The sequence below is a fragment of the Pseudomonas sp. IPO3774 genome, from assembly GCF_013386835.1.
Classification (GTDB): domain Bacteria; phylum Pseudomonadota; class Gammaproteobacteria; order Pseudomonadales; family Pseudomonadaceae; genus Aquipseudomonas.
The window spans coordinates 1-25,840 of record NZ_JACAQY010000048.1 but is presented as its reverse complement, the minus strand read 5'-3'; the positions used below and the strand labels follow the sequence as shown (position 1 = coordinate 25,840).

Annotated in this window: 23 protein-coding genes; 10 read left to right on the top strand and 13 right to left on the bottom strand. The window is 62.0% G+C overall.

Going from position 1 to position 25,840, the window contains the following annotated elements:
* Window positions 1-6 precede the first annotated feature (6 nt).
* The 5 genes from benC to HYE77_RS23950 form a co-directional block, all read right to left on the bottom strand.
* Window positions 7-1,029 (bottom strand): benzoate 1,2-dioxygenase electron transfer component BenC, encoded by a 1,023-nt coding sequence (gene benC / locus HYE77_RS23970; RefSeq protein ID WP_008433832.1) that lies wholly within the window; start codon window positions 1,027-1,029, stop codon window positions 7-9.
* Window positions 1,030-1,039: 10 nt separating this feature from the next.
* Entirely contained in the window at window positions 1,040-1,528 is a 489-nt protein-coding gene (gene benB, locus HYE77_RS23965; protein WP_008433833.1) for a benzoate 1,2-dioxygenase small subunit, read from the bottom strand.
* On the bottom strand, window positions 1,525-2,901 hold the full coding sequence (locus HYE77_RS23960) for a Rieske 2Fe-2S domain-containing protein (protein ID WP_177069501.1): 1,377 nt from the start codon (window positions 2,899-2,901) through the stop codon (window positions 1,525-1,527). The genes benB and HYE77_RS23960 overlap by 4 nt, the downstream gene beginning before the upstream one ends.
* A gap of 85 nt (window positions 2,902-2,986) precedes the next feature.
* Window positions 2,987-3,946, bottom strand: a complete 960-nt coding sequence (locus tag HYE77_RS23955) for an AraC family transcriptional regulator (protein ID WP_008433834.1) — start codon at window positions 3,944-3,946, stop codon at window positions 2,987-2,989.
* 118 nt (window positions 3,947-4,064) lie between these two features.
* Entirely contained in the window at window positions 4,065-5,465 is a 1,401-nt protein-coding gene (locus tag HYE77_RS23950; RefSeq protein WP_177051661.1) for a DHA2 family efflux MFS transporter permease subunit, read from the bottom strand.
* A gap of 263 nt (window positions 5,466-5,728) precedes the next feature.
* Between HYE77_RS23950 and HYE77_RS23945 the strand changes: the two genes are divergently transcribed.
* From HYE77_RS23945 to HYE77_RS23930, 4 genes are read left to right on the top strand one after another with little or no spacing between them, the layout of a single operon-like run.
* Complete coding sequence (locus HYE77_RS23945; RefSeq protein ID WP_177069494.1) at window positions 5,729-6,574, top strand: ABC transporter substrate-binding protein; 846 nt, start codon at window positions 5,729-5,731, stop codon at window positions 6,572-6,574.
* Window positions 6,575-6,590: 16 nt separating this feature from the next.
* Entirely contained in the window at window positions 6,591-8,099 is a 1,509-nt protein-coding gene (locus HYE77_RS23940) for an amino acid ABC transporter permease/ATP-binding protein (RefSeq protein ID WP_177036668.1), read from the top strand.
* Between the two features lie 17 nt (window positions 8,100-8,116).
* Window positions 8,117-8,782 carry a GntR family transcriptional regulator gene (locus HYE77_RS23935; protein ID WP_003210850.1) on the top strand — a complete coding sequence of 222 codons (666 nt, stop codon included), beginning with the start codon at window positions 8,117-8,119 and terminating at the stop codon, window positions 8,780-8,782.
* A 14-nt stretch (window positions 8,783-8,796) separates the two neighbouring features.
* A complete protein-coding gene (locus tag HYE77_RS23930; protein WP_008433843.1) occupies window positions 8,797-9,648 on the top strand; it encodes a DUF1989 domain-containing protein in 852 nt (283 codons plus the stop codon).
* Window positions 9,649-9,678: 30 nt separating this feature from the next.
* Here the strand turns inward: HYE77_RS23930 and HYE77_RS23925 are convergent, their stop codons facing one another.
* The 8 genes from HYE77_RS23925 to HYE77_RS23890 form a co-directional block, all read right to left on the bottom strand.
* Complete coding sequence (locus HYE77_RS23925; RefSeq protein ID WP_177021728.1) at window positions 9,679-10,653, bottom strand: ABC transporter permease; 975 nt, start codon at window positions 10,651-10,653, stop codon at window positions 9,679-9,681.
* Window positions 10,650-11,642 (bottom strand): ABC transporter permease, encoded by a 993-nt coding sequence (locus HYE77_RS23920; RefSeq protein WP_102369138.1) that lies wholly within the window; start codon window positions 11,640-11,642, stop codon window positions 10,650-10,652. The genes HYE77_RS23925 and HYE77_RS23920 overlap by 4 nt, the downstream gene beginning before the upstream one ends.
* The gene (locus tag HYE77_RS23915; RefSeq protein WP_177069492.1) at window positions 11,629-13,164 is read right to left on the bottom strand and encodes a sugar ABC transporter ATP-binding protein; all 1,536 of its coding nucleotides are present in this window, start codon (window positions 13,162-13,164) and stop codon (window positions 11,629-11,631) included. The genes HYE77_RS23920 and HYE77_RS23915 overlap by 14 nt, the downstream gene beginning before the upstream one ends.
* Window positions 13,164-14,150 (bottom strand): sugar ABC transporter substrate-binding protein, encoded by a 987-nt coding sequence (locus tag HYE77_RS23910; RefSeq protein ID WP_003210861.1) that lies wholly within the window; start codon window positions 14,148-14,150, stop codon window positions 13,164-13,166. The genes HYE77_RS23915 and HYE77_RS23910 overlap by 1 nt, the downstream gene beginning before the upstream one ends.
* Before the next feature lie 188 nt (window positions 14,151-14,338).
* Window positions 14,339-14,749, bottom strand: a complete 411-nt coding sequence (locus tag HYE77_RS23905; RefSeq protein ID WP_177021731.1) for a VOC family protein — start codon at window positions 14,747-14,749, stop codon at window positions 14,339-14,341.
* Window positions 14,750-14,765: 16 nt separating this feature from the next.
* Window positions 14,766-15,296 carry an ester cyclase gene (locus HYE77_RS23900; RefSeq protein ID WP_177021732.1) on the bottom strand — a complete coding sequence of 177 codons (531 nt, stop codon included), beginning with the start codon at window positions 15,294-15,296 and terminating at the stop codon, window positions 14,766-14,768.
* 34 nt (window positions 15,297-15,330) lie between these two features.
* Window positions 15,331-16,347, bottom strand: coding sequence for a polysaccharide deacetylase family protein (locus tag HYE77_RS23895; protein ID WP_177021733.1), 1,017 nt, complete (start codon window positions 16,345-16,347; stop codon window positions 15,331-15,333).
* Between the two features lie 30 nt (window positions 16,348-16,377).
* Window positions 16,378-17,562, bottom strand: a complete 1,185-nt coding sequence (locus HYE77_RS23890; protein ID WP_177009928.1) for an MFS transporter — start codon at window positions 17,560-17,562, stop codon at window positions 16,378-16,380.
* 101 nt (window positions 17,563-17,663) lie between these two features.
* Between HYE77_RS23890 and HYE77_RS23885 the strand changes: the two genes are divergently transcribed.
* The 6 genes from HYE77_RS23885 (at window position 17,664) to HYE77_RS23860 (ending at window position 25,559) form a co-directional block, all read left to right on the top strand.
* Window positions 17,664-18,587, top strand: coding sequence for a LysR family transcriptional regulator (locus HYE77_RS23885; RefSeq protein ID WP_177009927.1), 924 nt, complete (start codon window positions 17,664-17,666; stop codon window positions 18,585-18,587).
* Window positions 18,588-18,619: 32 nt separating this feature from the next.
* The gene (locus HYE77_RS23880) at window positions 18,620-19,006 is read left to right on the top strand and encodes a cupin domain-containing protein (RefSeq protein WP_102369141.1); all 387 of its coding nucleotides are present in this window, start codon (window positions 18,620-18,622) and stop codon (window positions 19,004-19,006) included.
* Between the two features lie 68 nt (window positions 19,007-19,074).
* Window positions 19,075-19,485 (top strand): DUF3757 domain-containing protein, encoded by a 411-nt coding sequence (locus HYE77_RS23875; protein WP_177021736.1) that lies wholly within the window; start codon window positions 19,075-19,077, stop codon window positions 19,483-19,485.
* Between the two features lie 225 nt (window positions 19,486-19,710).
* On the top strand, window positions 19,711-20,952 hold the full coding sequence (gene mexE / locus HYE77_RS23870; RefSeq protein WP_003210867.1) for a multidrug efflux RND transporter periplasmic adaptor subunit MexE: 1,242 nt from the start codon (window positions 19,711-19,713) through the stop codon (window positions 20,950-20,952).
* A 15-nt stretch (window positions 20,953-20,967) separates the two neighbouring features.
* Window positions 20,968-24,147: an efflux RND transporter permease subunit gene (locus HYE77_RS23865; protein WP_003210869.1), complete on the top strand. Its 3,180-nt coding sequence runs from the start codon at window positions 20,968-20,970 to the stop codon at window positions 24,145-24,147.
* Window positions 24,144-25,559: an efflux transporter outer membrane subunit gene (locus HYE77_RS23860; RefSeq protein ID WP_177069490.1), complete on the top strand. Its 1,416-nt coding sequence runs from the start codon at window positions 24,144-24,146 to the stop codon at window positions 25,557-25,559. Before HYE77_RS23865 ends, HYE77_RS23860 begins: the two co-directional genes overlap by 4 nt.
* Window positions 25,560-25,840: the final 281 nt, after the last annotated feature.

Below are 25,840 nucleotides of genomic sequence, written 5' to 3'. Positions count from 1 at the left end.
GATTCCTCAGGCGGCGTCGCCGGTGACGATGGCGTTGGGGGTGAACTTCTCGTAGTGGAAGCTGGCGGGGGTGACGCCCTGGTTCTTGAAGTGCTGGCGTACCGCGTCGACCATCGGTGGCGGCCCGCACAGGTACACATCCACGTCGCCATCGTTCAGCACGTCAGCGGCCATGTGCTGGGTGACATACCCCTGCCGGGGGTGCGCGGTCTGGGGGTCGGCCACGCAGGTGACAAAACCGAAGTTGGGCAGGCGTTGGGCGAACGCCTCCAGCGCCTCGACCATCACCAGGTCCTGGTCCCGCGTCACGCCGTAGATCAGCGTGACCGGCCGGGTTTCCTCGCGTTCGGCCAACACTTCAAGCATCGACAGGAACGGCGCCAGCCCCGTACCACCTGCCAGCAACAGCAGTGGCCGCGCCACTTCGCGCAGGTAGAAACTGCCCAGCGGCCCGGTCATCGGCACCGCGTCGCCCGGCTGGGCACGCTCCAGCCAGCCACTCATCAACCCGCCGGGCACATGCTTGATCAAAAAGCTCGCGCGTTTGTCGCCAGGGCGACTGCTGAAGGAATACGCGCGGGTCTGCCCACTGTCGGGCACGCCGATATTCACGTATTGCCCCGGCAGGAACACCGGCGCCTGATCCAGTTCGAAGCTGACTTCCAACGCGGCATCGGCATGCCGGGTAATGCTCGCCACCGTCGCGGCAAATTGCGCGGTGCCGGTCTTGCAGGCACCGGACGGCACCGGCACGGCAATCACGCAGTCCGACTGCGGCACCATCTGGCAGGTGAGCACCTGGCGCTCAGCGGCTTCATCCTCGCTCAGGGCGTCTTCGATGTAGTCGTCGCCCAAATCATAGGCGCCGGTTTCACAGCGACATTTGCAGGTGCCGCACACACCGTCGGAGCAGTCCATGGGCAGGTTGATACGTTGGCGAAAGGCCGCGTCGAGGACCTTTTCACCCACCTTGCAGTCGATGAAACGGGTTACCCCGTCCTCGAAGTTCAGGGCAATGGAGTACGTCATGGGCGTGTCCTCAGATGTGGTAGATATCGATGACCTGATGGATGTAGTCGTTTTTCAGCACCACCTTCTTGCGCGTGATCAGCGGCTGTTCGGCGCGGATGTCGAGGCGATAGAACGAGGTACCGAAGTACGTATCCGTGGTCTTGTAGCGATGGCTGAGGGTTTGCCAGTTGAAACGCAACTCCACGTGCTGCCCGTCGTCGGCCAGCACTTCGAGGTTGGTGATCAGGTGCGCGGTGCGCGGCTCCGGGGTGCTGGCGCTGGAGCGCTCGGTCTTGATCCGGAACACCCGGTCTTCCAGGCCGTCGCGGCTGGGGTAATAGATCAGCGAGATTTCGCTCTGGGGGTCTTCGGTCAGCGTGTCGTGGTCGTCCCAGGCCGGCATCCAGTACTCGACCTTGGGTGAATAGCATTCGAGCCACTCATCCCACTGGCGGTCATCCAGCAGGCGGGCTTCGCGGTACAGAAAGTCCAGCAGGCGGTCACGGGAAGCACTCATGCCAGCACCTCCTTGTCCGTCGCGATCAAGCCTTGCTGCTCCCGTTCGATAGCGCGTTGCAGGCTCTGGGCCCAGTGGGCGTGCTGGCGCACGAACAGGCCTTCGTCCTCGGTCTTGACGCCACTGAGCTGCGGATTCATGCCCATGGCCCGGGCGTTTTCGTCAGGGCCTTCGACCCACTGTTTGGCGCCGCGGCTGAGGTCATTCCACAAGGTGGTCGCACCCTGGTAGCCGGTCTGGCAGGCGCGGAACTCTTCCAGATCGTCCGGTGTACCCATGCCGCTGACGTTGAAGAAATCTTCGTACTGGCGGATGCGCGTGGTGCGTTCCTCGGCACTTTCGCCCTTGGGTGCCATGCAATAGATCGTGACTTCGGTCTTGTCGAGCGCGATTGGCCGTACCACGCGGATCTGCGTGGAGAACTGGTCCATCAGGTACACATTCGGGTAGAGGCACAGGTTGCGGGTTTGGTCGACGATAAAATCGGCGCGTTCCTGGCCCAGGCGCTCGGCCAGCGCCTCGCGATGGGCATGCACCGGACGCACTTCGGGGTTGAGCAGGCGCGTCCACAGCAGGATATGGCCATGCTCGTAGGCGTACACGCCGCCCAGGCTTTTCGACCAGCCATTGGCATCCACGGTGCGCGTGCCTTCGGCTTCGTAATTGCGCCGGCCCATGGTCGCCGAGTAGTTCCAGTGCACGGAGCTGACGTGATAACCGTCGGCGCCGTTTTCGATCTGCAGCTTCCAGTTGCCGTCATACACATATGACGAACTGCCCCGCAGCACCTCCAGCCCCAGCGGGGCCTGATCGACCATCTGGTCGATGATCACCCGGGTCTCACCCAGGTAGTCGCTCAGCTCCGGCACCGTCTCGCTGAGGCTGCCGAACAGGAAGCCGCGATAGTTTTCGAAGCGGCCAAGGCGTTTCAAGTCGTGGGAGCCGTCACAGTCGAAGCTGTCGGGGTAGGCGCCGGTCTTGGCGTCCTTCACTTTGAGCAGCTTGCCGGCGTTGCTGAAGGTCCAGCCGTGGAACGGGCAGGTAAACGAGCCTTTGTTGCCTTGCTTACGGCGGCAGAGCATGGCGCCACGGTGGGCGCAGGCGTTGACCAGGCCGTGCAGCGTGCCGTGTTTGTCGCGGGTGATGACCACGGGCTGGCGGCCGATCCAGGTGGTGAAGTAGTCGTTGATCTCCGGCACCTGGCTTTCGTGCGCCAGGTAGACCCAACCGCCTTCGAAAATGTGCTTCATTTCCAGGGCAAACAGGTCGGGGTCGGTGAAGATGTCGCGGCGGCAGCGGAACACCCCGGTGGCGGGATCTTCCTGGACGGAGTCGCGCAATTGTCGGGCGAGTCGGTCGAATGTGCTGATCATGGGGTAGGCCCTCGGTTGTTCTTGTATCAGGCCCCCCCACCTTATGTGCTTGCCCTACCCCTCAATATCCGCTGACTGCAATTCGTTATCCGCCTGGCGCGAGCCGGCGCTTCCAGGTTTGCGAAGGCAGCTCGCCAAAGCGTTTGCGATAGGCCTCGGAAAACCGCCCCAAATGCACAAACCCATGATCCAGCGCCACCTCCGTCACGCTGCGCGCCGTGGCCAGTTGCAGCATGGCGTGCACCCGCTCCAGCTTGCGCTGGCGCATGTAGTCACGGGGTGACAGGCCGACCTGGCGTTCAAACAAGGTATACAACGAACGCTCGCTGACCCTGGCGATGGCCATCAGTTGTTCGACGCTGATGTCGTCGGCCAGGTGCTCCTCGATGAACTGACGCACGGCTTCAAAGCCCCCACCCTGATCCGGTCGCGGAATCACCCGCAGGACGTTGCTGGCCAGCAGCGCCAACAGCTTGTTCGCCACAATGCGCTCGTACAGGCCCTGCACTTCGGGTTCGGCGGCGTTTTCGGCCTCATGGCAGATCAGCCCCAGCAATTGCAGGAACCCACCCATTTCGGCAAGTGCGTGGCGCGGCGCCGCAAAACGGATGCCCGGCTGCGGCAACGTCCAGTGCTGCTCAAGGCAGGCGTTTTCCAGCAGGCGCACGGGCACCTTGACGATGAATTTTTCGCAGTCGGCGGAATAGGTCAGGTCTACCGGGTCATCCGGGTTGATCAGCAGCACTTCGCCGGGGCCCAACACCTGCTCTTCGCCACGGGAGCTCGAGCGGCAGTGGCCATGCAGCAGGATCTGCAGGTGGTAGATGGTTTCCAGCGCCACCGAGGTCACCCGCACCGGCGCGCCGTAGCTGATGCGGCACAGGTCCAGGCTGGAAAAGGTCCGGTGGCTGATGCTCGCCTGCGGGCGGCCCTTGGGCGGTAGGCGGATGCAGTGGCTGCCGACATGCTGGTTGACGTAGTCGGACACGGCATAGGCATCTGCACGGTCGAAAATCTGGCTGCGCTCACTCAATAGCACGGTCATGGTTGCGCCTTTTATTGTTATGGGCCCTGCGTATGTACTTCACCGCAGAGTGATGCGGGGGACGCAAGCCGTCCAATATTCAATAGGTGTTGCTTCATACCCCGAAGGTATCGTGGGTTCACTTTCGCTGCAAAACCGACTCACCGGCCTGGGGCGGCAGCCGCAGGTTATCCAGCAGCGCCACGCCGGCGATCACCGCCACTAGAAGAAACGTCAGCTGGAAATCGGCGGTGGCGGCCTGCCCGGTATTGCCGTGAAAATTCATGGCAAAACGTAACAACAGCGCGCCAATCGCCACGCCCATGGCCATGCTCAGCTGGAAGAACATGCTGAACAAGGTTGAGGCGTCGCTCATCTGCGCCTTGGGTATATCGGCGAACCCCAGGGTGTTGAACAAGGTGAACTGCATGGAGCGTGACAGGCCACCCACGAACAGAATGAACAGGATCAGCGTCCAGCTCATGCGCTCGTCCAGCAGCGCACAGGCCGCAATCGCGAGCACGCCAAGGATGCCGTTGATCATCAGCACCGAGCGAAAGCCCCAGCGCTGCATCACCGCCGTGGTGAACGGCTTCATCGCCAGGTTGCCGGCAAATACCGCGAGCACCAGCAACCCCGCATCGAATGCAGAAAGGCCGAACGCCAGTTGAAACATCAGCGGCAGCAGGAACGGCAAGGTGCTGATGGCCACCCGGAAAATCGACCCGCCGCACAGGCACACACTGAACGTGCGCACACTCACCACACCCAGCGCCAGCAATGGTTGGGCATGCCGGCGCATATGGCGCCAGGCAAAGGCACCGAGCATCACGCCTGCAGCGCTGAGTAACAGGCCCTGCAACAAGCTGCCACGGCTTTGCCCGAGCAGTTCCACGCCGTACAACAGCGCCGCGCTGGCGACGCCCACCAGCAGGAAACCGCTGAAGTCGAATGAGCGGGACGTGACCTCGTCGTGTTTGGGGATCAGTACCAGCGTGGCAATCAGCGCCAGCAGGCCCAGCGGCAGGTTGAGGTAGAAAATCCACGGCCAGGACGCGTGGGTAACGATAAACCCGCCCACGGGCGGCCCGAGTATCGGCGCCACCAGGCCGGGCCAGGTGATGAATGAAATCGCCCGCACCAGGTCTTTTTTCTCGGTAGCCCGCAGCACCGCCAGACGCCCCACCGGCACCATCATCGCGCCGCTGATGCCCTGCAACACGCGCGCGGCGACGAAGGTCTGCAGGCTGTCGCTCCACCCGCACAGCAGTGACGACAGGCTGAACAGCACGATTGCCCAACCGAATACCCGCCGCGAGCCAAAGCGGTCGGCCAGCCAGCCGCTGATGGGAATGAACACCGCGACGGCGAGCATGTAGGCGCTCATACCGATGTTCACGTCCACCGCGCCCACGCCGAAGGTTTTGGCGATGTCCGGCAACGCGGTCGCGATCACGGTGGCATCGAGGTTCTCCATGAAGAAGGTGACGGCGACCAACAAGGCAATCAGGGTTGAGCGGCGTTGGGAGGTCGACGTCATTGCTGTTCACTCATGGTTTCGAATCGGCACTTTATCAATAAGTGCGTCCTTTATGGTCCGCGAAATGCCTGCCTCACAACGTGGCGCCCGGTAACGAATTGCCCCGAATTGGGGTGCGCGCTTGCAAAAAACGGCTGTCTCACGCGTCAAAACCCATCAAAAACCTGGAAAAGTCATTAGTTGGCACGATAACCGCTTATTAACTAATACAGGATTGTTGAACAATCCAAATCTCCCTGCATCCAGCAACCGAGGCGACGAACATGCAAAAAGGTCTGACGGGCAAGAACACCCTGCGCACATTGGGGATAGCGATCACCCTGGCGTGCGTGACGCCGCTGCTGTCGGCTGCCGAAATCAAGGGCACCCTGAAACCGGGCGAGCTGTCCATCGGCTCCGACCTCACCTACCCGCCTTACACCTACCTTGAGCAAAAGACCCCGGCCGGTTTCGACCCGGAGTTCATGCAACTGATGGGCAAGCAACTGGGGCTCAAACCACGTTTTCTAGACACCCGTTTCGCCAACCTGATCCTCGGCGTCAACGCCCGGCGTTTCGACGTGGTGGCCTCGGCGCTATACGTCACCCCCGAGCGCGCCAAACAGGTGGATTTCCTCAGCTACCTGAAGACCGGTTCTTCGCTGATGGTGCTCAGCACCGGCGACTTCAAGCCCCAGCGCCCGGAAGACCTGTGCGGCAAGCGCGTCGGGTCGATCAAGGGCGCGTCGTGGGTGCCAAAGCTGAACAAGGTTTCGGCGGACTACTGCCTTCCTGCGGGCAAGCCGGCGATCGAGTCGCGTGAGTTCCCGACGTCCCCGGAGGCCGCCCAGGCCCTGCTCGCCCAGGCGGTGGACGTGCAGATGGAAGACGCGGCGGTCGCCAAGATCACCGTGGAAAAACTGCAAGGCAAAACCGTGATCAGCTCCAGCGAGTTGATCTACCCGGTGGTGGTCGGCCTGGCCGTGCGCAAGGAAAACCCGGCACTGCTCCAGGCGCTGACCGGCGCCCTGAGCCAGATCAGGCAGGACGGCAGCTACGGCAAGCTGCTGGCGCGCTACAACCTGGCCGAGCCGAACGCCGCCGAGATCAGTGCGGCACTGGGTAACTGAAACGCGGAGCACCTTTATGCAATTCGATTGGCACTACACCCTGGGCTTGTTATGGAACGGCGACTTCTGGCGAGCCGTCGGCACCGTGGTCGAACTGAGCCTGGAAACCTGGCTGCTGGGCATTGTGCTGGGGTTTTTCCTGGCCCTGGCGCGGCAGTCGGAGCGCCGCTGGCTGCGGGACTCCGCTGGCGTCTACATCTGGTTCTTCCGCAGCCTGCCGTTGCTGGTGCTGTTGATCTTCGTCTACAACCTGCCGCAGGTGTTTCCGTCCACCAGCGCGGTGTTGTCCAACCCCTACTCCGCGGGCCTGATCGCCCTGGTGCTGAGTGAGGCGGCCTACATCGCCGAGATCCATCGGGGCGGCCTGCTGGCGGTGGTCAAGGGGCAGCGCGAAGCCGGCAAGGCGCTGGGCGTTGGTTATCGCGGCGTGCAGCGGTTGATTGTGGTGCCGCAGGCGCTGCGGGTTGCGTTGCCCACACTGGCCAACGAATACATCACCATCGTCAAACTCACCTCGCTGGTGTCGGTGATTTCGCTTTCGGAAATTCTGCTGGTGGGCCAACAACTCTACACCCAGAACTTCCTGGTGATGGAGACCATGCTAGCCGTGGCGTTCTATTACGTGTTCATCGTGACGGTGTTCAGTTGGCTGTTGCGGGTGCTGGAGAATCACCTGGACGTGACCCGGCGCAAACCCAAGGCCATCGCCCCCGCCGTGCTCGACCAAGTGGCGACGCGTCGTGCCCCCGGCCAGGCCGAGCCCGGTGAGTTTGCCTTGCAGGCTCGCGGGGTGCGCAAGGCCTATGGCGAGCTGGAAGTGCTCAAGGGCGTCGAACTGAATGTGCGCTGGGGCGAGGTGGTGTCGATCATCGGCCCGTCAGGCTCTGGCAAGACCACGCTGATTCGTACCATGAACGGCCTCGAAAGCCTCGACCGTGGCGAAATCACCCTGCAAGGCCAGCCGTTCCTGCGTGGCAGCCAGGAGCCGCAAGGCGCGCTGGGGCACAAGGTGCATATGCGCGGCATCGTGCATGTCGGCATGGTGTTCCAGGGGTTCAACCTGTTCCCGCATAAAACCGCCCTTGAGAACGTGATGCTCGCGCCGGTCTACCATGCCCATGGTAGCGGCGAAGAACTGCGCCTGTTGAGCCTGGCCCTGTTGCGCAAGGTCGGCATGCTGGAGCACGCCGGCAAATACCCGCACCAGCTATCCGGCGGGCAACAGCAACGGGTGGCGATTGCCCGCGCCCTGGCGATGCGGCCCTCGGTGATGCTGTTCGATGAACCCACCTCGGCCCTCGACCCGGAACTGGTGGGCGACGTACTGGCGGTAATCGAGGAATTGGCTCGCGAGGGCATGACCATGGTCATCGTCACCCATGAAATGAACTTCGCGTTCAAGCTTTCCGATCGTGTGGTGTTCATGGAAGGCGGCGAGATTATCCAGGACGCCGCACCGCGTGACATGCTCGAGCAACGCAGCGAACGCATGACCAAGTTCCTCAAAGACGTCCAACTGGCGTGAGCCCAAGGAGCCCCGACGTGAGCCAAGCCAAGGAACCCAGCCTGTCGCTGGCCGACCAGGTTGCCATCGAACTGCGCGAAGACATCATCGGCGGCCGCCTGCTGCCCGGCATGCCGCTGGTGGAAAGCGAACTGGTGAACGCCTACAACGCCTCGCGCAACACGGTGCGTGAAGCCTTGCACCACCTGGGCCGCGAAGGCCTGACCAGCTACGTGCGCAACAAAGGCGTGATCGTGCGCCGCCTGGGGGTGGAGGAAGTGCGTGACATCTTCAAGGTGCGACGCACCCTGGAGCTGCAGGCCATCGCCGCCAGCAAGCCGCTGCGCGAATACCAGTCCGACCTGATGCTGGAGTCCATCGAGGCCGCGCAGCTGGCCCAGGACCGCGAGAACTGGCAAGCCTTCGGCACCCACAGCCTGCGCTTTCACCAACATATTGTCGGGCTGATGCGCAGCCCGTTGCTGGACGAGTTTTTTACCCATATTGCAGCCCAGATGCGTCTGGTGTTTTCCAACGCGCCCAGCGAGGAAACCTTCCAGAAGCCCTGGCTGGAGCGCGACCGGCAGATTCACGACTTGCTGGTTGACGGCCACAAGCAAGCCGCCGGCGAAGCCCTGGCCAGCTACCTCAATGACTCCGAATCGCTGCTGCTGGACATCCTGAGCAGCATTCCAAAACCCTGAAGCGAGGACCCACCATGTACAAGGACTACCCAGCGGCCTACCAAGTCAGCAAAGGCGCCGCCTTGCAGGTCGACAAAGCCTTTTATGACCGCGTACGCGAGTCCCGGGACGGGCGCACCCTGATCGAGCAATTCGAAGTGCCGATCCGCACCGGCCGCGCCTGGAAAGTACCGGCAGGCCATGTGTTCCGCGTGACCACGCCGGTTGGCCCGCAGGTCGGCGACTTCAACGTGTGGAGCGCCAACGACCCCCGCGAACGCATGTGGGCGGCGCGCACCCGCCAGCTGCAAGGCGCGCACGTCACCACCTACGACCGCCTGTGGTCGAACCTGCCGTTTTTGCGGCCGATGGTCACCATCACCGACGACAGCCTGGCCGACTATGGCATCGACGAACACGGCGGGCGCCTGCACGACTTGCTGGGCACGCGCTGCGACCCTTACGTGAACAAGATGCTCACCGGCGAAGACTTCCACCACCACTGCCACTCCAACCTGACCCGCGCCGTGCTGCCCCATGGCCTGACCGAGTTCGACGTGCACGACGTGCTGAACATTTTCCAGTGCACCGGCCTCAATCACGACGACATGTACTTCATGAAAGCCTGCCCGGCCAAGCAGGGCGACTATCTGGAGTTCTTCGCCGAAATCGACCTGCTGTGTGCCCTCTCCACCTGCCCCGGTGGCGACCTGTCGCTGCCGATGTGGGGCCCGGATGCGGAAGACCCGTTGAAGGTCTGCCGTCCGCTGGGGGTGGAAATCTACCGCCTCGACGACGCGCTGCTGGAGGGTTGGAAACAACCCGAGCGCGCCGCCTATAACGGCAACCATGGCCTGTTGATTGCCAAGGCCGACTGGGAAAAGTAAAGGGCAGGCCCGCACCTGGGGCGCCGCGCCTCAGGTGTTCTGCGCAATCCTGCGGCTGACAAAACTGAAGGCCAGCACGATAAAAATCAGCACGCCGGTTGCCACCTGCTGCCAGTAGAAGTTCCAGCCGATCAACAGCAAGCCATTGGCGATGACGTTGATGAACAACACCCCCAGCAATGTGCCCGGAATATTCGCCCGGCCCTGGCGGTTCAATGTGGTGCCGATAAACACCGCACCAATCGCATTCAGCAGGAACGCATTGCCCGACAGCGGCACATAGGCACTCACCGTCGAACTGAGCAGGATCCCCGCCACCGCGCACGCCAGCGCCGCCGCCAGCACCGTGGTGGTGACGATGCGCCGCACCGACAACCCCGAGTAATACGCCAGCAGCGGCTGGGTACCCTGGGCCAGCAGTTCGCGCCCCAGGCGTCCACGGGCCAGCAACAGGCCGTAGACCACGGCCAATACCAGCACGATCAACAGCGGCAAGGGCACGCCCAACGGGCTGAAGCTCGCCAGTTCCGGCTTGAAACCCTGGGCGATATAAATTGGCTGGCCGCCGTCCGAGAGCAGTTGCTGGGCACTGGTGCCGATAAACAAGGTGCCGAGGGTGGCCAGGAACGGGCTGATCCGCAGCCCCGCGATCAAGCCGGCATTGAACAGTCCTACCAGCAGCCCGGCGGCCAACGCACCGGCAATCGCCACACCCAGCCCGTGCCCGGCGTTAAGCAACACCACGAAGCTGAAGCTGGCGAAATCCAGCGCGGTGCCTACCGACAGATCGATGCCACCGGCCGCCACCGCATAGGTCATGCCGATCGCAACAATCGCCAGCAGCACGAAGTTATTCAGCACCAGGCTTTTCAGGTTGCCGCCACTGAGAAACCCCGGGGCCTGCCAGGCAAACACCACCACGATGGCCACGAACACCAGCGGCAACGTCAGGGGCAACAGCGAACGCCAGCCGCCATGGGCTTGCAGGATGGATACCTGACTCATGAATGTTCTCCCCGGTTCAATGCGCTGGAAGCGGCGACCACCAGCAGAATCAGCACGCCCTGGACACCGTTGACCCAGAAGCTCGATACGTTGAGCAACTGAAACCCGTTGATCAAAAAGCCGATCAACAGCGTCGCGAGCAAGGTGCCGGGGATGCTTGCCACCAGTCGCCGGGAAAACACCACGCCAAGAAAGGCTATGGCGACCACCGACAACAGCATGTCACCGGAGCCGGTGGTGCTGCCGCTGAAAAATGCCGCTGAACACAAAGCCGCCACCGCGGCACACAGCCCAGAGAGCAAATAACTGGAGAGTACGTAGGCCGGCACTCGAATCCCGGCGGCCTCGGCGGCGTGCGGGTACTCGCCGACGGCATGCAGGCGCAGCCCATAGGCGGTGTGCTGGATCAGCAGCGTCAACACAAAGGCCGTCACCAGCAACACCCAGGCGAGTGCCGGCACGCCCAGCCAGGTCCCGCCACTGAGCAGGTCGAGCAACGGTGAGTCAGTCGAGACCACGGTGTTTTCGGTGAGGACCAGCTCCAGCCCGGCCAGTACATTCATGCTTGCCAGCGTTGCGAGCAACGGTGGCAAGCGCAGCACCACCACGGCCAGGCCATTGAGCAGGCCCACCGCCAGGCCGCAACCCAAGGTCAGCAGCAGGCTTGCCCACAGGTCGAGGCCTGCGTTGTTGAGTCGACTGAACACGGCCGCGCACAAGCCCAAATTGGCCGCCAGCGACAGATCAAGCCCGCCCGCCACCACGTTGGAGCCGCCGCCGATAATCACGCAGGTCAGGCCGAAGGCCAGTACGCCGAGGATCGCCGACTGGCTGAACACATTCGCGATATTGCCGACTGAAAAGAAGTTCGGCGCGGCGACGGCAAAGCCCAGCAAAATCGCGAGGAATACGCCCACCGAGCCGCGCCGCAACAGCAGTACCCATAACCGTTGGGACAAGCCAGGAGTAGCAGCTTCAAGCAGGGACATGCGCCACCTCCTGTTTCACCTGCACAGCCACTGTGGACTGCACCGCACCCGTGGCACACGCCAACAGTTGATCACTGTCCGCCTCACCGGCATGGAACTCCCCGGCTATTTCACCGCGATGCAGCACCAGGATGCGGTCGCAGATCCCCAACAGCTCGGGCAAATCCGAAGACAGCACAAGCACCGCTGCGCCCTCTTCCACCAGCCGCCCGATCACGCGATAAATCTCGACCTTGGCGCCGACGTCCACACCTACGCACGGTTCGTCCAACAGGTACACCGCCGAGCGCCGGCTCAGCCATTTGCCCAGGGCGACTTTCTGCTGGTTGCCGCCGCTGAGCTGGCTGACGGCAGCCTGCGGGCCCGGCGTCTTGATCGCCAACTCGTCGATCAGCCGCAGGCTTTCGGCCTGCTCCTTACGCTGGCTCAGTAACCCCCAGCGACTGAAACGCCCAAGCCCGGCGAGCGTGAGGTTTTCCAGCACCGACAGCAGCGGTGAAATCCCCTGGCTGCGGCGTTCTTCCGGCACCAGTGCAATCCCTTGGGCAATGGCTTCTCCGGGTGAACGCAGGCGCAACAAACGCCCCTCCAGATGAATGCTGCCGCTGTCGGCGCGCACCACACCGAACAGGGTCTTGAGCAGGTCCTTGGCGCCCGACCCGACCAGCCCGGTGAGGCCGACGATCTCGCCCCGACGCAATTCCAGGTCGATCTGCCGGTAGCGCCGGGCCAGGTTCAGCCCACGCACCTGCAGCAATGGTTCGCCGAGCTCGACCTGCGCCTTGGGGTACATCTCCTGGACCTCGCGGTTGACCATCAACCGCGCAATCTGCGCGCTGGAGGTGTGCCGTGGCTCAACCACGGCCACATCTCGACCATTGCGCAACACCGTCACTTCATCGCACAGGCTGTCGATTTCCTGCAGGTAATGGGAGATGTAGAGAATCGACAAACCCTGGTCCCGCAGGCGCTTGACGATCCGCAGCAGCTGGTCGACTTCGCGCTTGACCAGCGCCACGCTGGGCTCGTCGAACACCAGGATCTTCGGCTGGCGAATCAACGCCCGGGTGATTTGCAGCACCTGGCGCTCGGCGCTGTTCAGCTCGCCTACCAACGCGTCGGCGGGCAGTTGCAGCTCAAAATATTCCGCCAGCAAACGTTCTGCCTCGCGCTGCTGCCGGCGCCGGTCGACAAACGGACCACGGCGTAATTCATGCCCGAAAAACAACGCCTCGCCCACGGTAAAACTCGCCGGCAACAGCCGCTCCTGATGGATGAACTGCACGCCCAGCGCGTCCACCTGGCGCGGCGACAGTGCGGCATACGGCTGGCCGTCAATGCTCACCTGCCCCGAGTCCGCTTTGTGGATCCCCGCCAGGACCTTGATCAAGGTCGACTTGCCGGCACCGTTCTCGCCCACCAGGCCGTGAATGGTGCCGCGCTCGACTTTCAGGCTCGCATCATCCAGCGCCAGCGTGGCGCCGAAGCGTTTGCGCAGGTGCTGCAAGTGCAACGCGGCCATCAATCACCCCGCAGTTGCTGGACCTGCGCCAGGTTGGCGGCGGTGGTCAGCAGCGTCGGCACATGGGTTTCCTTGGGCAGGTCACGCTGCCCGGCCAGGTAGCGGGCCACGTTCTGCACGGCAGTCTTGCCGATCAGCGCCGGTTGCTGGGCGACTACCGCGCCCACCGGCGAATTGGCCTGGCCGAGCAGCTCCAGTACCTCCGGCGTACCGTCCACGCCGTAGGTCTTGATCTCGGTGCGCTTGGCGTCGATCAACGCCTTGCTTGCCCCCAGTTGCGGAATGTCCCATGCCGCCCAGATCGCCGAGACACTGCCGGCCGGGTACTTGTTGAGCAATGCGGACACCTGGGAATAGGCATCCTGCACGGTGTTGGGGATCACATCCCGCAGCTCCGGCTCGATGATTTCCAGTTGCGGGTGATCCTTGAGCGCCAGCTTCAACTGGTCGTAGCGAATCGCGCACACCGGCACGCCGTAGAAGCCGTTGAACACCAGGATCTTGCCCTTGCCGCCGGCATCCTTGATCAACTGATCGGCCAGGGCCTTGCCGGTGGCGACATTATCCGAGGTGGTGTTGTTGAGGCTGTACTGCGACGGCGCGTCGATGGTGAACAGCGGGATGCCGGCCTTGCTGATGCGCTTGAGCCACGGGTCGATCACGCTCAGGGTGCCGAGGGTCTGGATCACCGCATCGGGTTTCTGGGTGACCACGGTTTGCAGTTGGGTCACCAGGTTCTTGTCATTGCGCCCGGCGTCGAGGGTGATGGGCGTGCCGCCGAGGCGCTTGATCTCGTCGACCTGGGCCTGGAAGGCCTTGATATCGAAGTAGTGACTGGTGCCGGTCATGCTCACGGCAATGCGCTTGCCGGCCAGGGACGGCACCGCGTCATCGCCCTCGGCGGCCTGGGACACGGCGGCGTGGCCCAGCAACAACGCTGCGCCGAGCAAGATGTAACGTGAACGCGAGAAAAAGGTGCAAGGCATACAGGGCTCCGCTGAGCAACGGGTGAAAGGGTTCACCTGTGTGCATTGCAGAGCCCATGCCATAAATTATTTCGAATAAAATCAAGCAGATGAAAACATTGGATGACGTTGCGCTGTCCCGCCCAAACCACAACTGTCCGACTGCTGTTGCCCAGCCAACAGTTGGCCGGGAAATCCGGCCAGCCACCTCAGGCCGCCGGGTAAGCAAAGATCAGCTCGACCCTGATCCCGTTGGGGTCTTCGACAAACAATTGGTGCTCGAACAGCTCCGGCACCACCCGCTCGGTAAAAGGCAGCCCTAGCGTGTGCAGGCGTTGCCGGTGAGTTTCAAGGTCATTGCAGCGCAATGCAATGTGATCGAGCGCACTTGAGCCGTCGCCGGCAGCACGCACCCCAAGATACGTTTCAAGCTGCGCGGCGCTGCCCTGCAGGCTGGCGATATGCAGCAGCGGGCGACCTGCTGAATAAAGCCAACTGCCCGGAAAAGGAAACGCCGGGCGCCAGCCCTCCTCCAGGCCGAGGGCGTCACGATAGAAACTCACCGTCGCGTCGACATGCTCCGTGCGGAGCGTGAAGTGATCAAGGTAGTGAACGGTCATGTGCAGAGCCCTCCCGTCAGAGCGCACCCAACTGCTTCATCAGCGTCAGGTTGTCTTCGATGTGCCAGTTGGCGACGATCTTGCCCTTGCCGATCTGGTAAATGTCGGTGGCAATAAAGTCTACGACCTGCCCAGTGCCCTTGATCTGACCAAAGGAACCGGTGAAGTGCCCGCGAAAATGCAAATGTGCCACCACGCGGTCGCCGGCAATGATCATTTGCTCTACTTCACAGCTCAGGTCCGGCACCGCGCCGCGAAACGCACGGGAGGCCAGCAGCGGTCCCTCCGGCCCTTGTTTGCGCCCGGCGGGCGGTGTTTTATCGATGAAGTTGAGCGCCAGCGCTTCACGGGCCAGGCTCTCGTCACCGGTATTCCAGAAAGTGTCGTAACGCCGGGCGACAGTTTCCATGATCTTCAGTTGCGCGGCGGTCAGGCTCTTGTCCACCACCAGGACACCCGGCGTCACCAGTTCGGTGGTGGCAAACGCCACGCCGGAGAGGGTCAGGGCCAGGAATCCGGCGGCGATAAGGGGAATGGAACGTTGCATACGGGCACATCCTTTAAAGGCGAAGAGAACGAACTCAGATGGTTTCGCTTTCCCTGAGGCTGAGGGGGCTTTTCAAGGTGTATTGAGCGATGGCGTCCTTGCGCATGAACGCCACGCCGGGATGGCTGTTGGCGTACCGCAGAAACTCGTCCCAGACCCTGACCATTTGCGGCGTACCGCTGATGCGATCGTGGGCACTGATCGCCATCATGCGGCGTCGGCTTCCGGCTTCCAGGTAGAGCTGGTCGAACTCCAGCTTGACCTGTTGAAGGAATTTCGAGGGCGAGTAATTGCGCCCCTCAATCAACACGATGTCGTTGTTGCGCAGGGTATACGGGACCACGACAAAGTCCTTGCCATTGACCTGCTCGATAAACGGCTCATCGCGACTCACATCATCAATGTGATAGACGTAGCCCAGCTCCTGCAACAACGACAAGGTATTGGGCCCGCGCCGCAGCCAGTTGCAGTTGTAGCCGGTGACCGGCTGACCGGTGACGTCCTGCAACATGCTCGCGGCCTGGCGCAGGAAAGTGCGCTCTTCATCCCGGCTCATGGCAAATTGCGAGCTCCAGTGCGGGCCATGCCCCGAGGCTTCGTGCCCACGGGCGACGATCTCCCGGGCCAGCGCTGGGTTGCGCTTTACGGCGTCGCCGATCATGTGGCAGGTGACTTTCACCCCATGCCGGTCCCAGAGATCAAGCATCCGCGGAATACCTTCACGGTAGCCATAGGCAAACCAGGTATTGGTGGCCACATCCTCCGGAACACTGTCGGGAAAATCCACGTGGGGAAACGGACTGTCAGTGCCCTTGAGCGGTTGGCCGCCTGCCTCGAATTGCATGGAAATGGACACCACCAGCCGGGTGTCCCCTGGCCAGAAACGCCCGATTGCCTTGCCGGCAGTCGCCGCGGGGGCAGCGTTGCCCGGCCCTGTCACCGCAGCTTTGGCAGCGGCCGGGCCGAGCAGCGATCCTGCGGCCAGAACAGCAGCACCTGCGCCGGCCTGGGCGAGGAAAGTACGACGATGCGGGTTATCGGTTTTGTCCATGTTGGTTCACCTCATACTGAATTCAGGGGATCAGGCAATCGCTGCAGGCCGGGTGGCTTTACCCGCGCCTTCCTGGGAAACAATGAACAGCACACCGAGCAATGGAATCGCCGCAGCCGCAAACGGAATCGCCGCCGCGCCCCAGTGGCTGTCCACCACGATGCCGCCGATGATGCCGCCCAGGGCGTTGGCCAGGTTGAAGGCCGAGATATTCGCCGTGGCAGCCAGCTCCGGGGCCTTGCCGCCGTGCTTCATCACGCGCATTTGCATGGATGGCACGTTGGCGAACGAGGCGATACCGAAGAGGAACGCGGTCACCAGGAACGGCCACTTGTAGGGCGCCACAAGGCCTGCGGCGATCAGTGTCACGATCATCGCCGCCGGCCAGAACATCAGCGAAAAGCGCAAGTTGGCGTCTGCGGTACGCGCCCCGAGACTGTTGCCGACTACCAGGCCAATGCCGACCACGACCAGCACAGCGGTCAGCATCGTCGAATCAAACCCGGCCACCTGTTCGGCGATCGGCGCGATATAGCCATAAAAGGCCATGAACCCGGCCCAGCCGAGCACCGTGAACATCAGACTGGCCAGCAGGTTGCGGTTACGGAACACCGCCAACTGGTTGATCAACGACACTGACTGCTCGGTGCCCTGGCGCTTGATCGACACAATGATTGCCAGCAACGCGAGCACGCCCAACGCGGCGACTATCAGGAATGCGGTGCTCCAGCCATATTGATTGCCAATCCACGAGCCGGCGGGAACGCCCAGCACGTTGGCCAACGTCAGCCCGGCAAACATCTGGCCGACGGCGCGGCCTTCCATGCCGCTGGCCACCAGGCGCGTCGCGACCACCGCGCCGATCCCGTAGAACGGCCCCTGGGTCAGCCCGGCAATCGCCCGGCTGACCAGCAACACGCTGTAGTCGCTGCTGAGGGCAGTCATTACGTTGGCGCCGACGAACACCGCCATCAACAACCACAGCACCGTGCGTTTTTCGTAGCGCGAGAGCCAGATGGTCAGCACCGGGCCTCCGACCACGATGGCCAGCGCGTAGGCGGTAATCAGGCTGCCAGCCTGCCCTTCGCTGATGTTCAAGCTGTGGGAGACCTGGGTCAGTAATCCGGCAATCACGAACTCGGCGGTGCCGATGGCGAAAGCCGCCAGGGTCAGCACCCAGACCTGGATGGGCATTTTCGAAGAATTGGATGACATGTCAGTCACTCCGATGGTTAACGATGGATGCAAAACTAGTTCTTTTGGCTTAACTTGATAATTGAGTCGAAATCAAAAACCACTTTCGGAAATACCGAACAATGCTGCTGAAGAACCTTGAGTTGTTTTTGCTGATTGTGGAAAAAGGCGGGTTGTCGGCAGCGGGTAGAGAGCTGGGACTGTCACCCGCCTCTGTCTCGGAAAGGCTCGCGCAGTTGGAGGGTTTCTATGGCGCCAGCCTGCTCAACCGCACCACCCGGGCGATCAACCTGACGGACGAAGGCCGCTTGCTGGTGGAAGGCGCCCGCCGCTTGCTGGCAGAGGCCAACGAGCTGCACAGCAGCATTCGCCATGGCACCCACACCCTGTCCGGGCCGATTCGCCTCAGCGCCCCGGAAGACCTCGGGCGCCAATACATCGAACCGATCCTCGCCGCATTCATGCTGGAGCATCCCGAGATCAGCATTGACCTGAACCTGAGCGACGGCTACGCCGATCCGGTGAGCCAGGGCATCGATTTCGCGGTGCGCTACGGCGAGCTGGCGGACAGCACCCTGCATGCCAGGCCGATTGGCGAAAACCGTCGCGTGCTGTGTGCGTCACCCCACTACCTGGCGCTCAATGGTACGCCCCGACACCCCGAGGATCTGGCGCGCCACGAGTGCCTGGTGATGCGCTTCGGCATCAATATTTCGCGGGAATGGACCTTCAAGCGGCACGGGCACGCCCATCGGGTGCTGGTCCAGGGCCGGCGGGTGGCGAACGACGGTGCGCTGGTACGCCAGTGGTGCCTGGCGGGCCATGGCATTTGCCTGAAATCGGTGTGGGACGTGCGCGCCGACCTTGAGGCCGGGCGATTGGTCGAGCTGCTGGCTGACTATGATTTGGGTAGTACCGCGCTGAACATCATCTATCCGCCGACACGGGTTCAACCGCGCCGTGTCAGGGTGTTGATCGAGCGGATAGTGGATGAGCTGTCGCTGCACGATCATTCAATATCCGGCCAGCCGTTAGGCCTAACTTAAGGCTCCAATGTCCTGAAACCCTGGAACCTACAATGCCCGCCTCCCACACTTCGACGAATTACGCCTCGATCAACTTCGCCCAGAAATACGCCCTGTTCAGCGAGCAATGGGCGCCCAAGGTCGTCGCGCAGATGAACGACTACCAGTTCAAGGTGGTGAAGATCGAAGGTGACTTCATCTGGCACGACCATGCCGACACCGATGAAACCTTTATCGTCCTCGAAGGCACCCTGCGCATCGACTTCCGCGACGGCGCGGTGACCATCGGCCAAGGGGAAATGTACGTGGTGCCCAAGGGCGTCGAGCACAAGCCGCACGCATTGGGTGAGGTGAAGTTGCTGTTGATCGAACCCTGCGGCGTGCTGAACACCGGCAGCGAGGGTGGCGAGCGCACGGCAATCAACGACGTGTGGATTTAGCACCTTCCGGCGTTGCCTGTTTGGGCTAGTCTTTACCTCACAGTTACTCCAGACCAGGAGCACGCGTGATGAACAGGCAGCTCAGGAAAACCTCAGCCCTCGTGATTACCCTGATGGCGTTGATGGGCAACGTCTACGCTGGCACTGGTGCCTGCCCGCCCACCCATGCCCTTAAAGACGCGTTCAAAAAGACGCCGACCGGGGAAGTGGTCGCCTACACTGCGTCCGGCCCGGACGGTCGGCAATGGACCGGGCAAAACCCGATGACAGAGCAGAAGGACCTGCACCAGGTCCACTTTGAAAAGGCGGTGATCCAAAGCAGCCAGGGCCAGTCGTCTGTGGCATGCCACTACCTGGATCAGAACCATGAACCGGTAAGCATGACCCTGAAAAACCAGCTCAATGCCAGGCCTCTGGGCAGCGCATGGTCAGGCAACGAATGCACGGCAACCAACCCGGCGCTCTGTACATTTGAATAGCAGACACGCCCGACAATTTATGCGGCGCGCTGTTCCTTGCATCTTGCGCAACAGTCCTTTGTCATCAACAGCATTGATAGCTCCCTAACGAAAGCCCCATGCTAGAGGGCTCGCTTTACGCTTATATCATTCCGAATGATAGTTACCTTTGTTTCATTCGATTCGTGAGATAGCACCCTGCCGAGCATGATCCGCCCATCTTAAATACATTGGCGGATGCACCTCATGGAACAGTCACTCAAACATTTGCGCTATCCCTTGGCCATTTTGGCCGTGATGGTGATGAGCGCCTGCGGCAAAGCGCCCGAACAGGCAGCCGCCATGCCACCAAGCCACGTCAGCGTGGCCAAGGTGCTGGAACAACCGGTCAATGAGTGGGACGAATTCACCGGCCGGCTCGAAGCGCCGGAAACCGTGCAGATCCGTCCGCGCGTGTCGGGCCAGATCGATCAGGTCGCCTTCACCGAAGGTGCCTTGGTCAAGAAGGGCGACCTGTTGTTCCAGATCGACCCACGCCCATTCCAGGCCGAAGTGCGCCGCCTCGAAGCACAACTCGCACAAACCAAGGCCGCCGCCACCCGCAGCGATAACGAAGCCCAGCGCGGCGAACGCCTGCGCCAGAGCAATGCGATCTCCGCCGAGCTGGCCGACTCGCGCACCACCGCCGCCCAGGAAGCCCATGCGACTGTCGCCGGCATCCAGGCGCAGTTGGACCTGGCCAAGCTGAACCTGAGCTTCACCCGTGTCAGCTCGCCCATCAGCGGCCGCGTCAGCCGTGCCGAGATCACCGCCGGCAACCTGGTGACAGCCGATGTCACCGCGCTGACCAGCGTGGTGTCCACCGACAAGGTCTACGCCTACTTCGACGCCGATGAACGTGTGTACCTCAAGTACACCGAGCTCGCGCGCCAGGGTCGCCGTGGCGCGACCACCCCGGTGTACCTGGGCCTGTCCAATGAAGACGGCAACCCGCACCTGGGCCAGATGAACTTCGTCGACAACCAGGTCAACCCGGCCACCGGCACCATTCGTGGTCGCGCCGTGTTTGATAACAGCAAGGGCGAATACACCCCAGGCCTGTATGCGCGCCTAAAGCTGGTAGGCAGTGGCACCTACTCCGCCGTGCTGATCAGCGACGAAGCCGTGGGCACCGACCTGGGCAAGAAGTTCGTACTGGTGATGGACGGCGACAAGCCTGCCTACCGCGCGGTGGAACTGGGTCCGAAGATCGAAGGTTTGCGCATCGTGCGCAGCGGCCTGACCAAGGACGACACGATCATCGTCAAGGGTTTGCAGCGTGTTCGCCCGGGGTCGCCGGTTGCACCGGAAACCATCCCGATGGCCAGCAAGGAAACCCTCGCCGCCTTGGCACAACAACGACAAGCGCTTGAAGCCAGCAACCTGGAGCAAGTGGCGCCGGATAAAGCCGCGCCCAAGCTCGCCAGTGTCGCGACTCCACGCGGTTAAGGGATACGACTCAAGATGAATTTTTCCAAGTTCTTCATTTCGCGGCCGATCTTCGCAGCGGTGCTGTCGCTGTTGATCCTGATCGCCGGCGCGATTTCACTGTTCCAGCTGCCGATCAGTGAATACCCGGAAGTGGTACCGCCGACCGTCGTGGTCCGTGCCAACTTCCCGGGCGCCAACCCCAAGGTCATCGGTGAAACCGTGGCCGCGCCCCTGGAGCAAGCCATCACCGGCGTCGAGAATATGCTGTACATGTCCTCGCAATCGACCGCCGACGGCAAGCTGACCCTGACCATCACCTTCGCCCTGGGCACCGACCTGGACAACGCGCAGGTGCAGGTGCAGAACCGGGTAACCCGGACTCAGCCAAAACTGCCCGAGGAAGTGACGCGCATCGGTATTACCGTGGACAAGGCCTCTCCCGACCTGACCATGGTGGTGCACATCACCTCCCCCGACCAGCGCTACAACATGCTCTACCTGTCCAACTACGCGATCCTCAATATCAAGGATGAGCTGGCACGGCTGGGCGGCGTGGGTGATGTGCAGCTGTTCGGCATGGGCGATTACTCCCTGCGTGTGTGGCTGGACCCGAACAAGACCGCCTCGCGCAACCTGACCGCCACCGATGTGGTCACGGCCATTCGCGAACAGAACCGCCAGGTGGCGGCCGGTGCCTTGGGCGCGCAACCTGCGCCGAATGACACCAGCTTCCAGCTGTCGGTCAACACCCAGGGCCGACTGGTCACTGAGGAAGAGTTCGAGAATATCGTCATCCGTGCCGGCGCCAACGGCGAAATCACGCGTTTGAAGGACATTGCACGGGTTGAGCTGGGTTCCAGCCAGTACGCCCTGCGCTCGTTGATCGACAACCAGCCGGCCGTGGCGATCCCGATCTTCCAGCGCCCGGGCTCCAACGCAATCGACATCTCCAATGAAGTGCGCGCCAAGATGGCGGAGCTGAAACAGAGCTTCCCGGAGGGCATGGATTACCGCATCGCCTATGACCCTACCGTCTTCGTACGTGGCTCCATCGAGGCCGTGGTTCACACCCTGTTCGAAGCACTGATCCTGGTGGTGCTGGTGGTGATCCTGTTCCTGCAGACCTGGCGTGCGTCGATCATTCCATTGGTGGCGGTGCCGGTATCGTTGATCGGTACCTTTGCGGTGATGCACCTGTTTGGCTTCTCGCTCAACGCGCTGTCGCTGTTCGGGCTGGTGTTGGCGATCGGTATCGTGGTGGACGACGCCATCGTGGTGGTGGAGAACGTCGAACGGAACATCGAATTGGGCCTGGAACCGTTCCCGGCCACTGAAAAGGCCATGAGCGAAGTAACCGGCCCGATCATCGCGACCGCGCTGGTACTGTGTGCGGTGTTCATTCCAGCGGCATTTATCAGCGGCTTGACCGGCCAGTTCTACAAGCAGTTCGCCTTGACCATTGCGATCTCGACCGTGATCTCGGCGTTCAACTCGCTGACCCTGTCGCCCGCACTGGCAGCGGTATTGCTCAAAGGCCACAACGCTCCGAAAGACGGGTTCTCCAGGTTCCTCGACAGGATGCTGGGCGGCTGGTTGTTCAAACCGTTCAACCGCTTCTTCGACAAGGCCAGCCATGGTTACGTCGGCACGGTACGCAGGGTGATCCGCGGCAGTGGTATCGCGCTGTTCCTGTACGCCGGCCTGATGGTCCTGACCTGGATGGGCTTTGCCCACACGCCGACCGGTTTCGTACCGGCCCAGGACAAGCAATACCTGGTGGCCTTCGCGCAATTGCCGGACGCCGCGAGCCTGGACCGTACCGAAGACGTGATCAAGCGCATGTCCGACATCGCCATGAAACAGCCCGGCGTGGAAAGCGCGATCGCCTTCCCCGGCTTGTCGATCAACGGTTTTACCAACAGCCCGAACAACGGCATCGTGTTCGTGACCTTGAAGCCGTTCGATGAGCGTAAAGACCCGAGCTTGTCTGCCGGTGCGATTGCCGGTGCACTGAATGGCAAGTACAGCAGCATCCAGGAAGCCTACATGGCGATCTTCCCACCGCCGCCGGTACAGGGCCTGGGTACGATCGGCGGGTTCCGCCTGCAGGTCGAAGACCGTGGCAACCTGGGTTACGACGAGCTGTACAAAGAAGTGCAGAACATCATTACCAAGAGCCGTGGCGTGCCTGAGTTGTTCGGCCTGTTCACCAGCTACACGGTCAACGTGCCCCAGGTCGATGCTGCCATCGACCGCGAAAAGGCCAAGACCCACGGCGTGGCGATCAGCGACATCTTCGACACCCTGCAGATCTACCTGGGCTCGTTGTATGCCAACGACTTCAACCGCTTCGGGCGCACCTATCAGGTCAACGTGCAGGCTGAGCAACAGTTCCGCCAGGATGAAGACCAGATCGGCCAGTTGAAAGTGCGCAACAACAAAGGCGAGATGATTCCCCTGGCGACCTTCATCAAGGTCAGCGACACCTCGGGCCCGGACCGCGTGATGCACTACAACGGCTTCATCACCGCCGAGATCAACGGCAACGCCGCACCGGGCTACAGCTCCGGCCAGGCCCAGGCGGCGATCGAGAAACTGTTGAAAGACGAACTGCCCAACGGCATGACCTACGAGTGGACCGACCTGACCTATCAGCAAATCCTCTCGGGCAACACTGCGCTGTTCGTGTTCCCGCTCTGCGTACTGCTGGCGTTCCTGGTACTGGCCGCCCAATACGAAAGCTGGAGCCTGCCACTGGCGGTGATCCTGATCGTACCGATGACCCTGTTGTCGGCCATCACCGGGGTGATTATCTCTGGCGGCGACAACAACATCTTTACCCAGATCGGCCTGATCGTCCTGGTGGGCCTGGCCTGTAAGAACGCGATTCTGATCGTCGAGTTCGCCAAGGATAAACAGCAGGAAGGCCTCGATCCGCTCGCTGCGGTACTGGAAGCCTGCCGTCTGCGTCTGCGGCCGATCCTGATGACCTCGTTCGCCTTCATCATGGGTGTAGTGCCTCTGGTGATGTCCAGCGGTGCCGGTGCCGAGATGCGCCATGCCATGGGTGTGGCGGTGTTCTCCGGGATGATCGGCGTGACCTTCTTCGGTCTGCTGCTGACGCCAGTGTTCTATGTACTGATCCGCCGGTTTGTTGAACGCGGTGAAGCGCGCAAAGCGGCCAAGGCCTTGAAGCTGGAGACACAGCAATGAGCGTGAAAGTATTTTTGCCGAGCTTGCTGGTACTGGCGCTGAGCGCCTGTGCCGTGGGCCCGGACTATAAAACCCAGCCACTGGAGGCGGCCAACGTAACGGCCGCCGCCGATGCCAAGCAGTACGACCACGCGAAGTTCGAAGGCATCTGGTGGCAACAGTTCGAGGACCCGACCCTTAACCAGTTGGTGACTCAGTCCCTGAACGGTAACCGTGACCTGCGGGTGGCATTTGCCCGCCTGCGGGCAGCCCGGGCGATTCGTGACGACGCTGCCAATGACGTGATGCCGGTGATCACCAGCCGTGTCAGCAGCGATGTGGGCAAAGGCCAGATCCCCGGCCAGACCACCCAACGTGTCAACAGCGAGCGTTATGACCTGGGCCTGGACATGGCCTGGGAAGTGGACTTGTTCGGCCGCATCCGCCGCAACCTGGAGGCCAGCGACGCTGACCAACAGGTTGCCGAAGCTGACTTGTATCAGCTGCAAGTGACGATGATTGCCGAGTTGGTGGACGCTTACGGTCAACTGCGGGGCGCGCAACTGCGCGAGAAAATCGCGGTGGCGAATCTGAAGAACCAGGAGGATTCGCGCGGCATCACCGTCAGCCTGCGGGATGCCGGTGTGGGCGATCAGCTCGATGTGGTGCGGGCCGATGCGCGTCTGGCGGCTGTAGAAGCCAGTGTGCCGCAGTTGCAGGCCGAGGAAGTTCGCGAGCGTAATCGTATCGCTACCCTGCTCGGTGAGCGGCCGGACAAGTTGAGCGTGGATTTGAGCCCGAAAGATTTGCCGGCGATTGCCAAGGCGTTGCCGATTGGTGATCCGGGGCAACTGCTGCAACGTCGTCCGGACATTCTCAGTGCCGAGCGTAAGTTGGCAGCCGCCACGGCGCGGATTGGGGTGGCCAAGGCTGATCTGTTTCCGCGGGTGAGCCTCAGTGGGTTCCTCGGTTTTACCGCTGGGCGGGGTTCGCAGATTGGGTCGGCGGCTGCTAATGCCTGGTCGCTGGGTCCGAGCATTACCTGGGCGGCGTTTGACCTGGGCAGTGTGCGGGCAAGGTTGCGTGGTGCGGATGCCGAAGCGGATGGCGCCCTGGCGACTTATGAGCAGCAGGTGCTGTTGGCGCTGGAAGAATCGGAGAATGCCTTCAGTGATTACGGCAAACGCCAGCAGCGGTTGGTCTCGCTGATTCGTCAGAGTGAGTCGAGCCGGGCTGCTGCGGATCTGGCGGAGATTCGTTACCGCGAAGGGACGGTGGACTTCCTGGTGTTGCTGGACGCGCAGCGTGAGCGTTTGGCCGCCGAGGACTCCCAGGCTCAGGCCGAAGTGGATCTGTATCGTGGGATCGTCGCGATCTACAAGGCGTTGGGCGGTGGGTGGCAGCCGAGTACCACGATTGCCAGTGCCAAGTGATTTGACTTAAAGAGCTCCTTTGGTTGGTCGCATCCAGCCAATTTTTAGCCCCGTGCCGTCATTCGGTCGCGGGGCTTTTTTTTGCTCGCTTGTGGTGTGTGCATATCCGTTATTTCGGTCAGGGCTGCTATTGGTTCCGCTCTTACAGCGGCTCACTTTTGAAAAGCGCAAAAGTAAGCAAAACGCTCTTGCCCCACCACTCGGCACCTCGCCTAGGCTCGGTGTGCCCTCACTCCGGCTTTGGACCGTGGGCCGCCGCGATGGGCCATCCTTGGCCCAGC

Excerpts from the sequence above, each read along its gene's own strand:
- HYE77_RS23895 (WP_177021733.1), bottom strand. The coding sequence starts at position 16,347 with ATGGACAAAACCGATAACCCGCATCGTCGTACTTTCCTCGCCCAGGCC.
- benB (WP_008433833.1), bottom strand. The coding sequence starts at position 1,528 with ATGAGTGCTTCCCGTGACCGCCTGCTGGACTTTCTGTACCGCGAAGCC.
- benC (WP_008433832.1), bottom strand. The coding sequence starts at position 1,029 with ATGACGTACTCCATTGCCCTGAACTTCGAGGACGGGGTAACCCGTTTC.
- HYE77_RS23860 (WP_177069490.1), top strand. The coding sequence starts at position 24,144 with ATGAGCGTGAAAGTATTTTTGCCGAGCTTGCTGGTACTGGCGCTGAGC.
- HYE77_RS23910 (WP_003210861.1), bottom strand. The coding sequence starts at position 14,150 with ATGCCTTGCACCTTTTTCTCGCGTTCACGTTACATCTTGCTCGGCGCA.
- HYE77_RS23930 (WP_008433843.1), top strand. The coding sequence starts at position 8,797 with ATGTACAAGGACTACCCAGCGGCCTACCAAGTCAGCAAAGGCGCCGCC.
- HYE77_RS23865 (WP_003210869.1), top strand. The coding sequence starts at position 20,968 with ATGAATTTTTCCAAGTTCTTCATTTCGCGGCCGATCTTCGCAGCGGTG.
- HYE77_RS23880 (WP_102369141.1), top strand. The coding sequence starts at position 18,620 with ATGCCCGCCTCCCACACTTCGACGAATTACGCCTCGATCAACTTCGCC.
- HYE77_RS23885 (WP_177009927.1), top strand. The coding sequence starts at position 17,664 with ATGCTGCTGAAGAACCTTGAGTTGTTTTTGCTGATTGTGGAAAAAGGC.
- HYE77_RS23955 (WP_008433834.1), bottom strand. The coding sequence starts at position 3,946 with ATGACCGTGCTATTGAGTGAGCGCAGCCAGATTTTCGACCGTGCAGAT.
- HYE77_RS23875 (WP_177021736.1), top strand. The coding sequence starts at position 19,075 with ATGAACAGGCAGCTCAGGAAAACCTCAGCCCTCGTGATTACCCTGATG.
- HYE77_RS23940 (WP_177036668.1), top strand. The coding sequence starts at position 6,591 with ATGCAATTCGATTGGCACTACACCCTGGGCTTGTTATGGAACGGCGAC.
- HYE77_RS23915 (WP_177069492.1), bottom strand. The coding sequence starts at position 13,164 with ATGGCCGCGTTGCACTTGCAGCACCTGCGCAAACGCTTCGGCGCCACG.
- HYE77_RS23925 (WP_177021728.1), bottom strand. The coding sequence starts at position 10,653 with ATGAGTCAGGTATCCATCCTGCAAGCCCATGGCGGCTGGCGTTCGCTG.
- HYE77_RS23920 (WP_102369138.1), bottom strand. The coding sequence starts at position 11,642 with ATGTCCCTGCTTGAAGCTGCTACTCCTGGCTTGTCCCAACGGTTATGG.
- HYE77_RS23945 (WP_177069494.1), top strand. The coding sequence starts at position 5,729 with ATGCAAAAAGGTCTGACGGGCAAGAACACCCTGCGCACATTGGGGATA.
- HYE77_RS23960 (WP_177069501.1), bottom strand. The coding sequence starts at position 2,901 with ATGATCAGCACATTCGACCGACTCGCCCGACAATTGCGCGACTCCGTC.
- mexE (WP_003210867.1), top strand. The coding sequence starts at position 19,711 with ATGGAACAGTCACTCAAACATTTGCGCTATCCCTTGGCCATTTTGGCC.
- HYE77_RS23900 (WP_177021732.1), bottom strand. The coding sequence starts at position 15,296 with ATGCAACGTTCCATTCCCCTTATCGCCGCCGGATTCCTGGCCCTGACC.
- HYE77_RS23950 (WP_177051661.1), bottom strand. The coding sequence starts at position 5,465 with ATGACGTCGACCTCCCAACGCCGCTCAACCCTGATTGCCTTGTTGGTC.
- HYE77_RS23890 (WP_177009928.1), bottom strand. The coding sequence starts at position 17,562 with ATGTCATCCAATTCTTCGAAAATGCCCATCCAGGTCTGGGTGCTGACC.
- HYE77_RS23905 (WP_177021731.1), bottom strand. The coding sequence starts at position 14,749 with ATGACCGTTCACTACCTTGATCACTTCACGCTCCGCACGGAGCATGTC.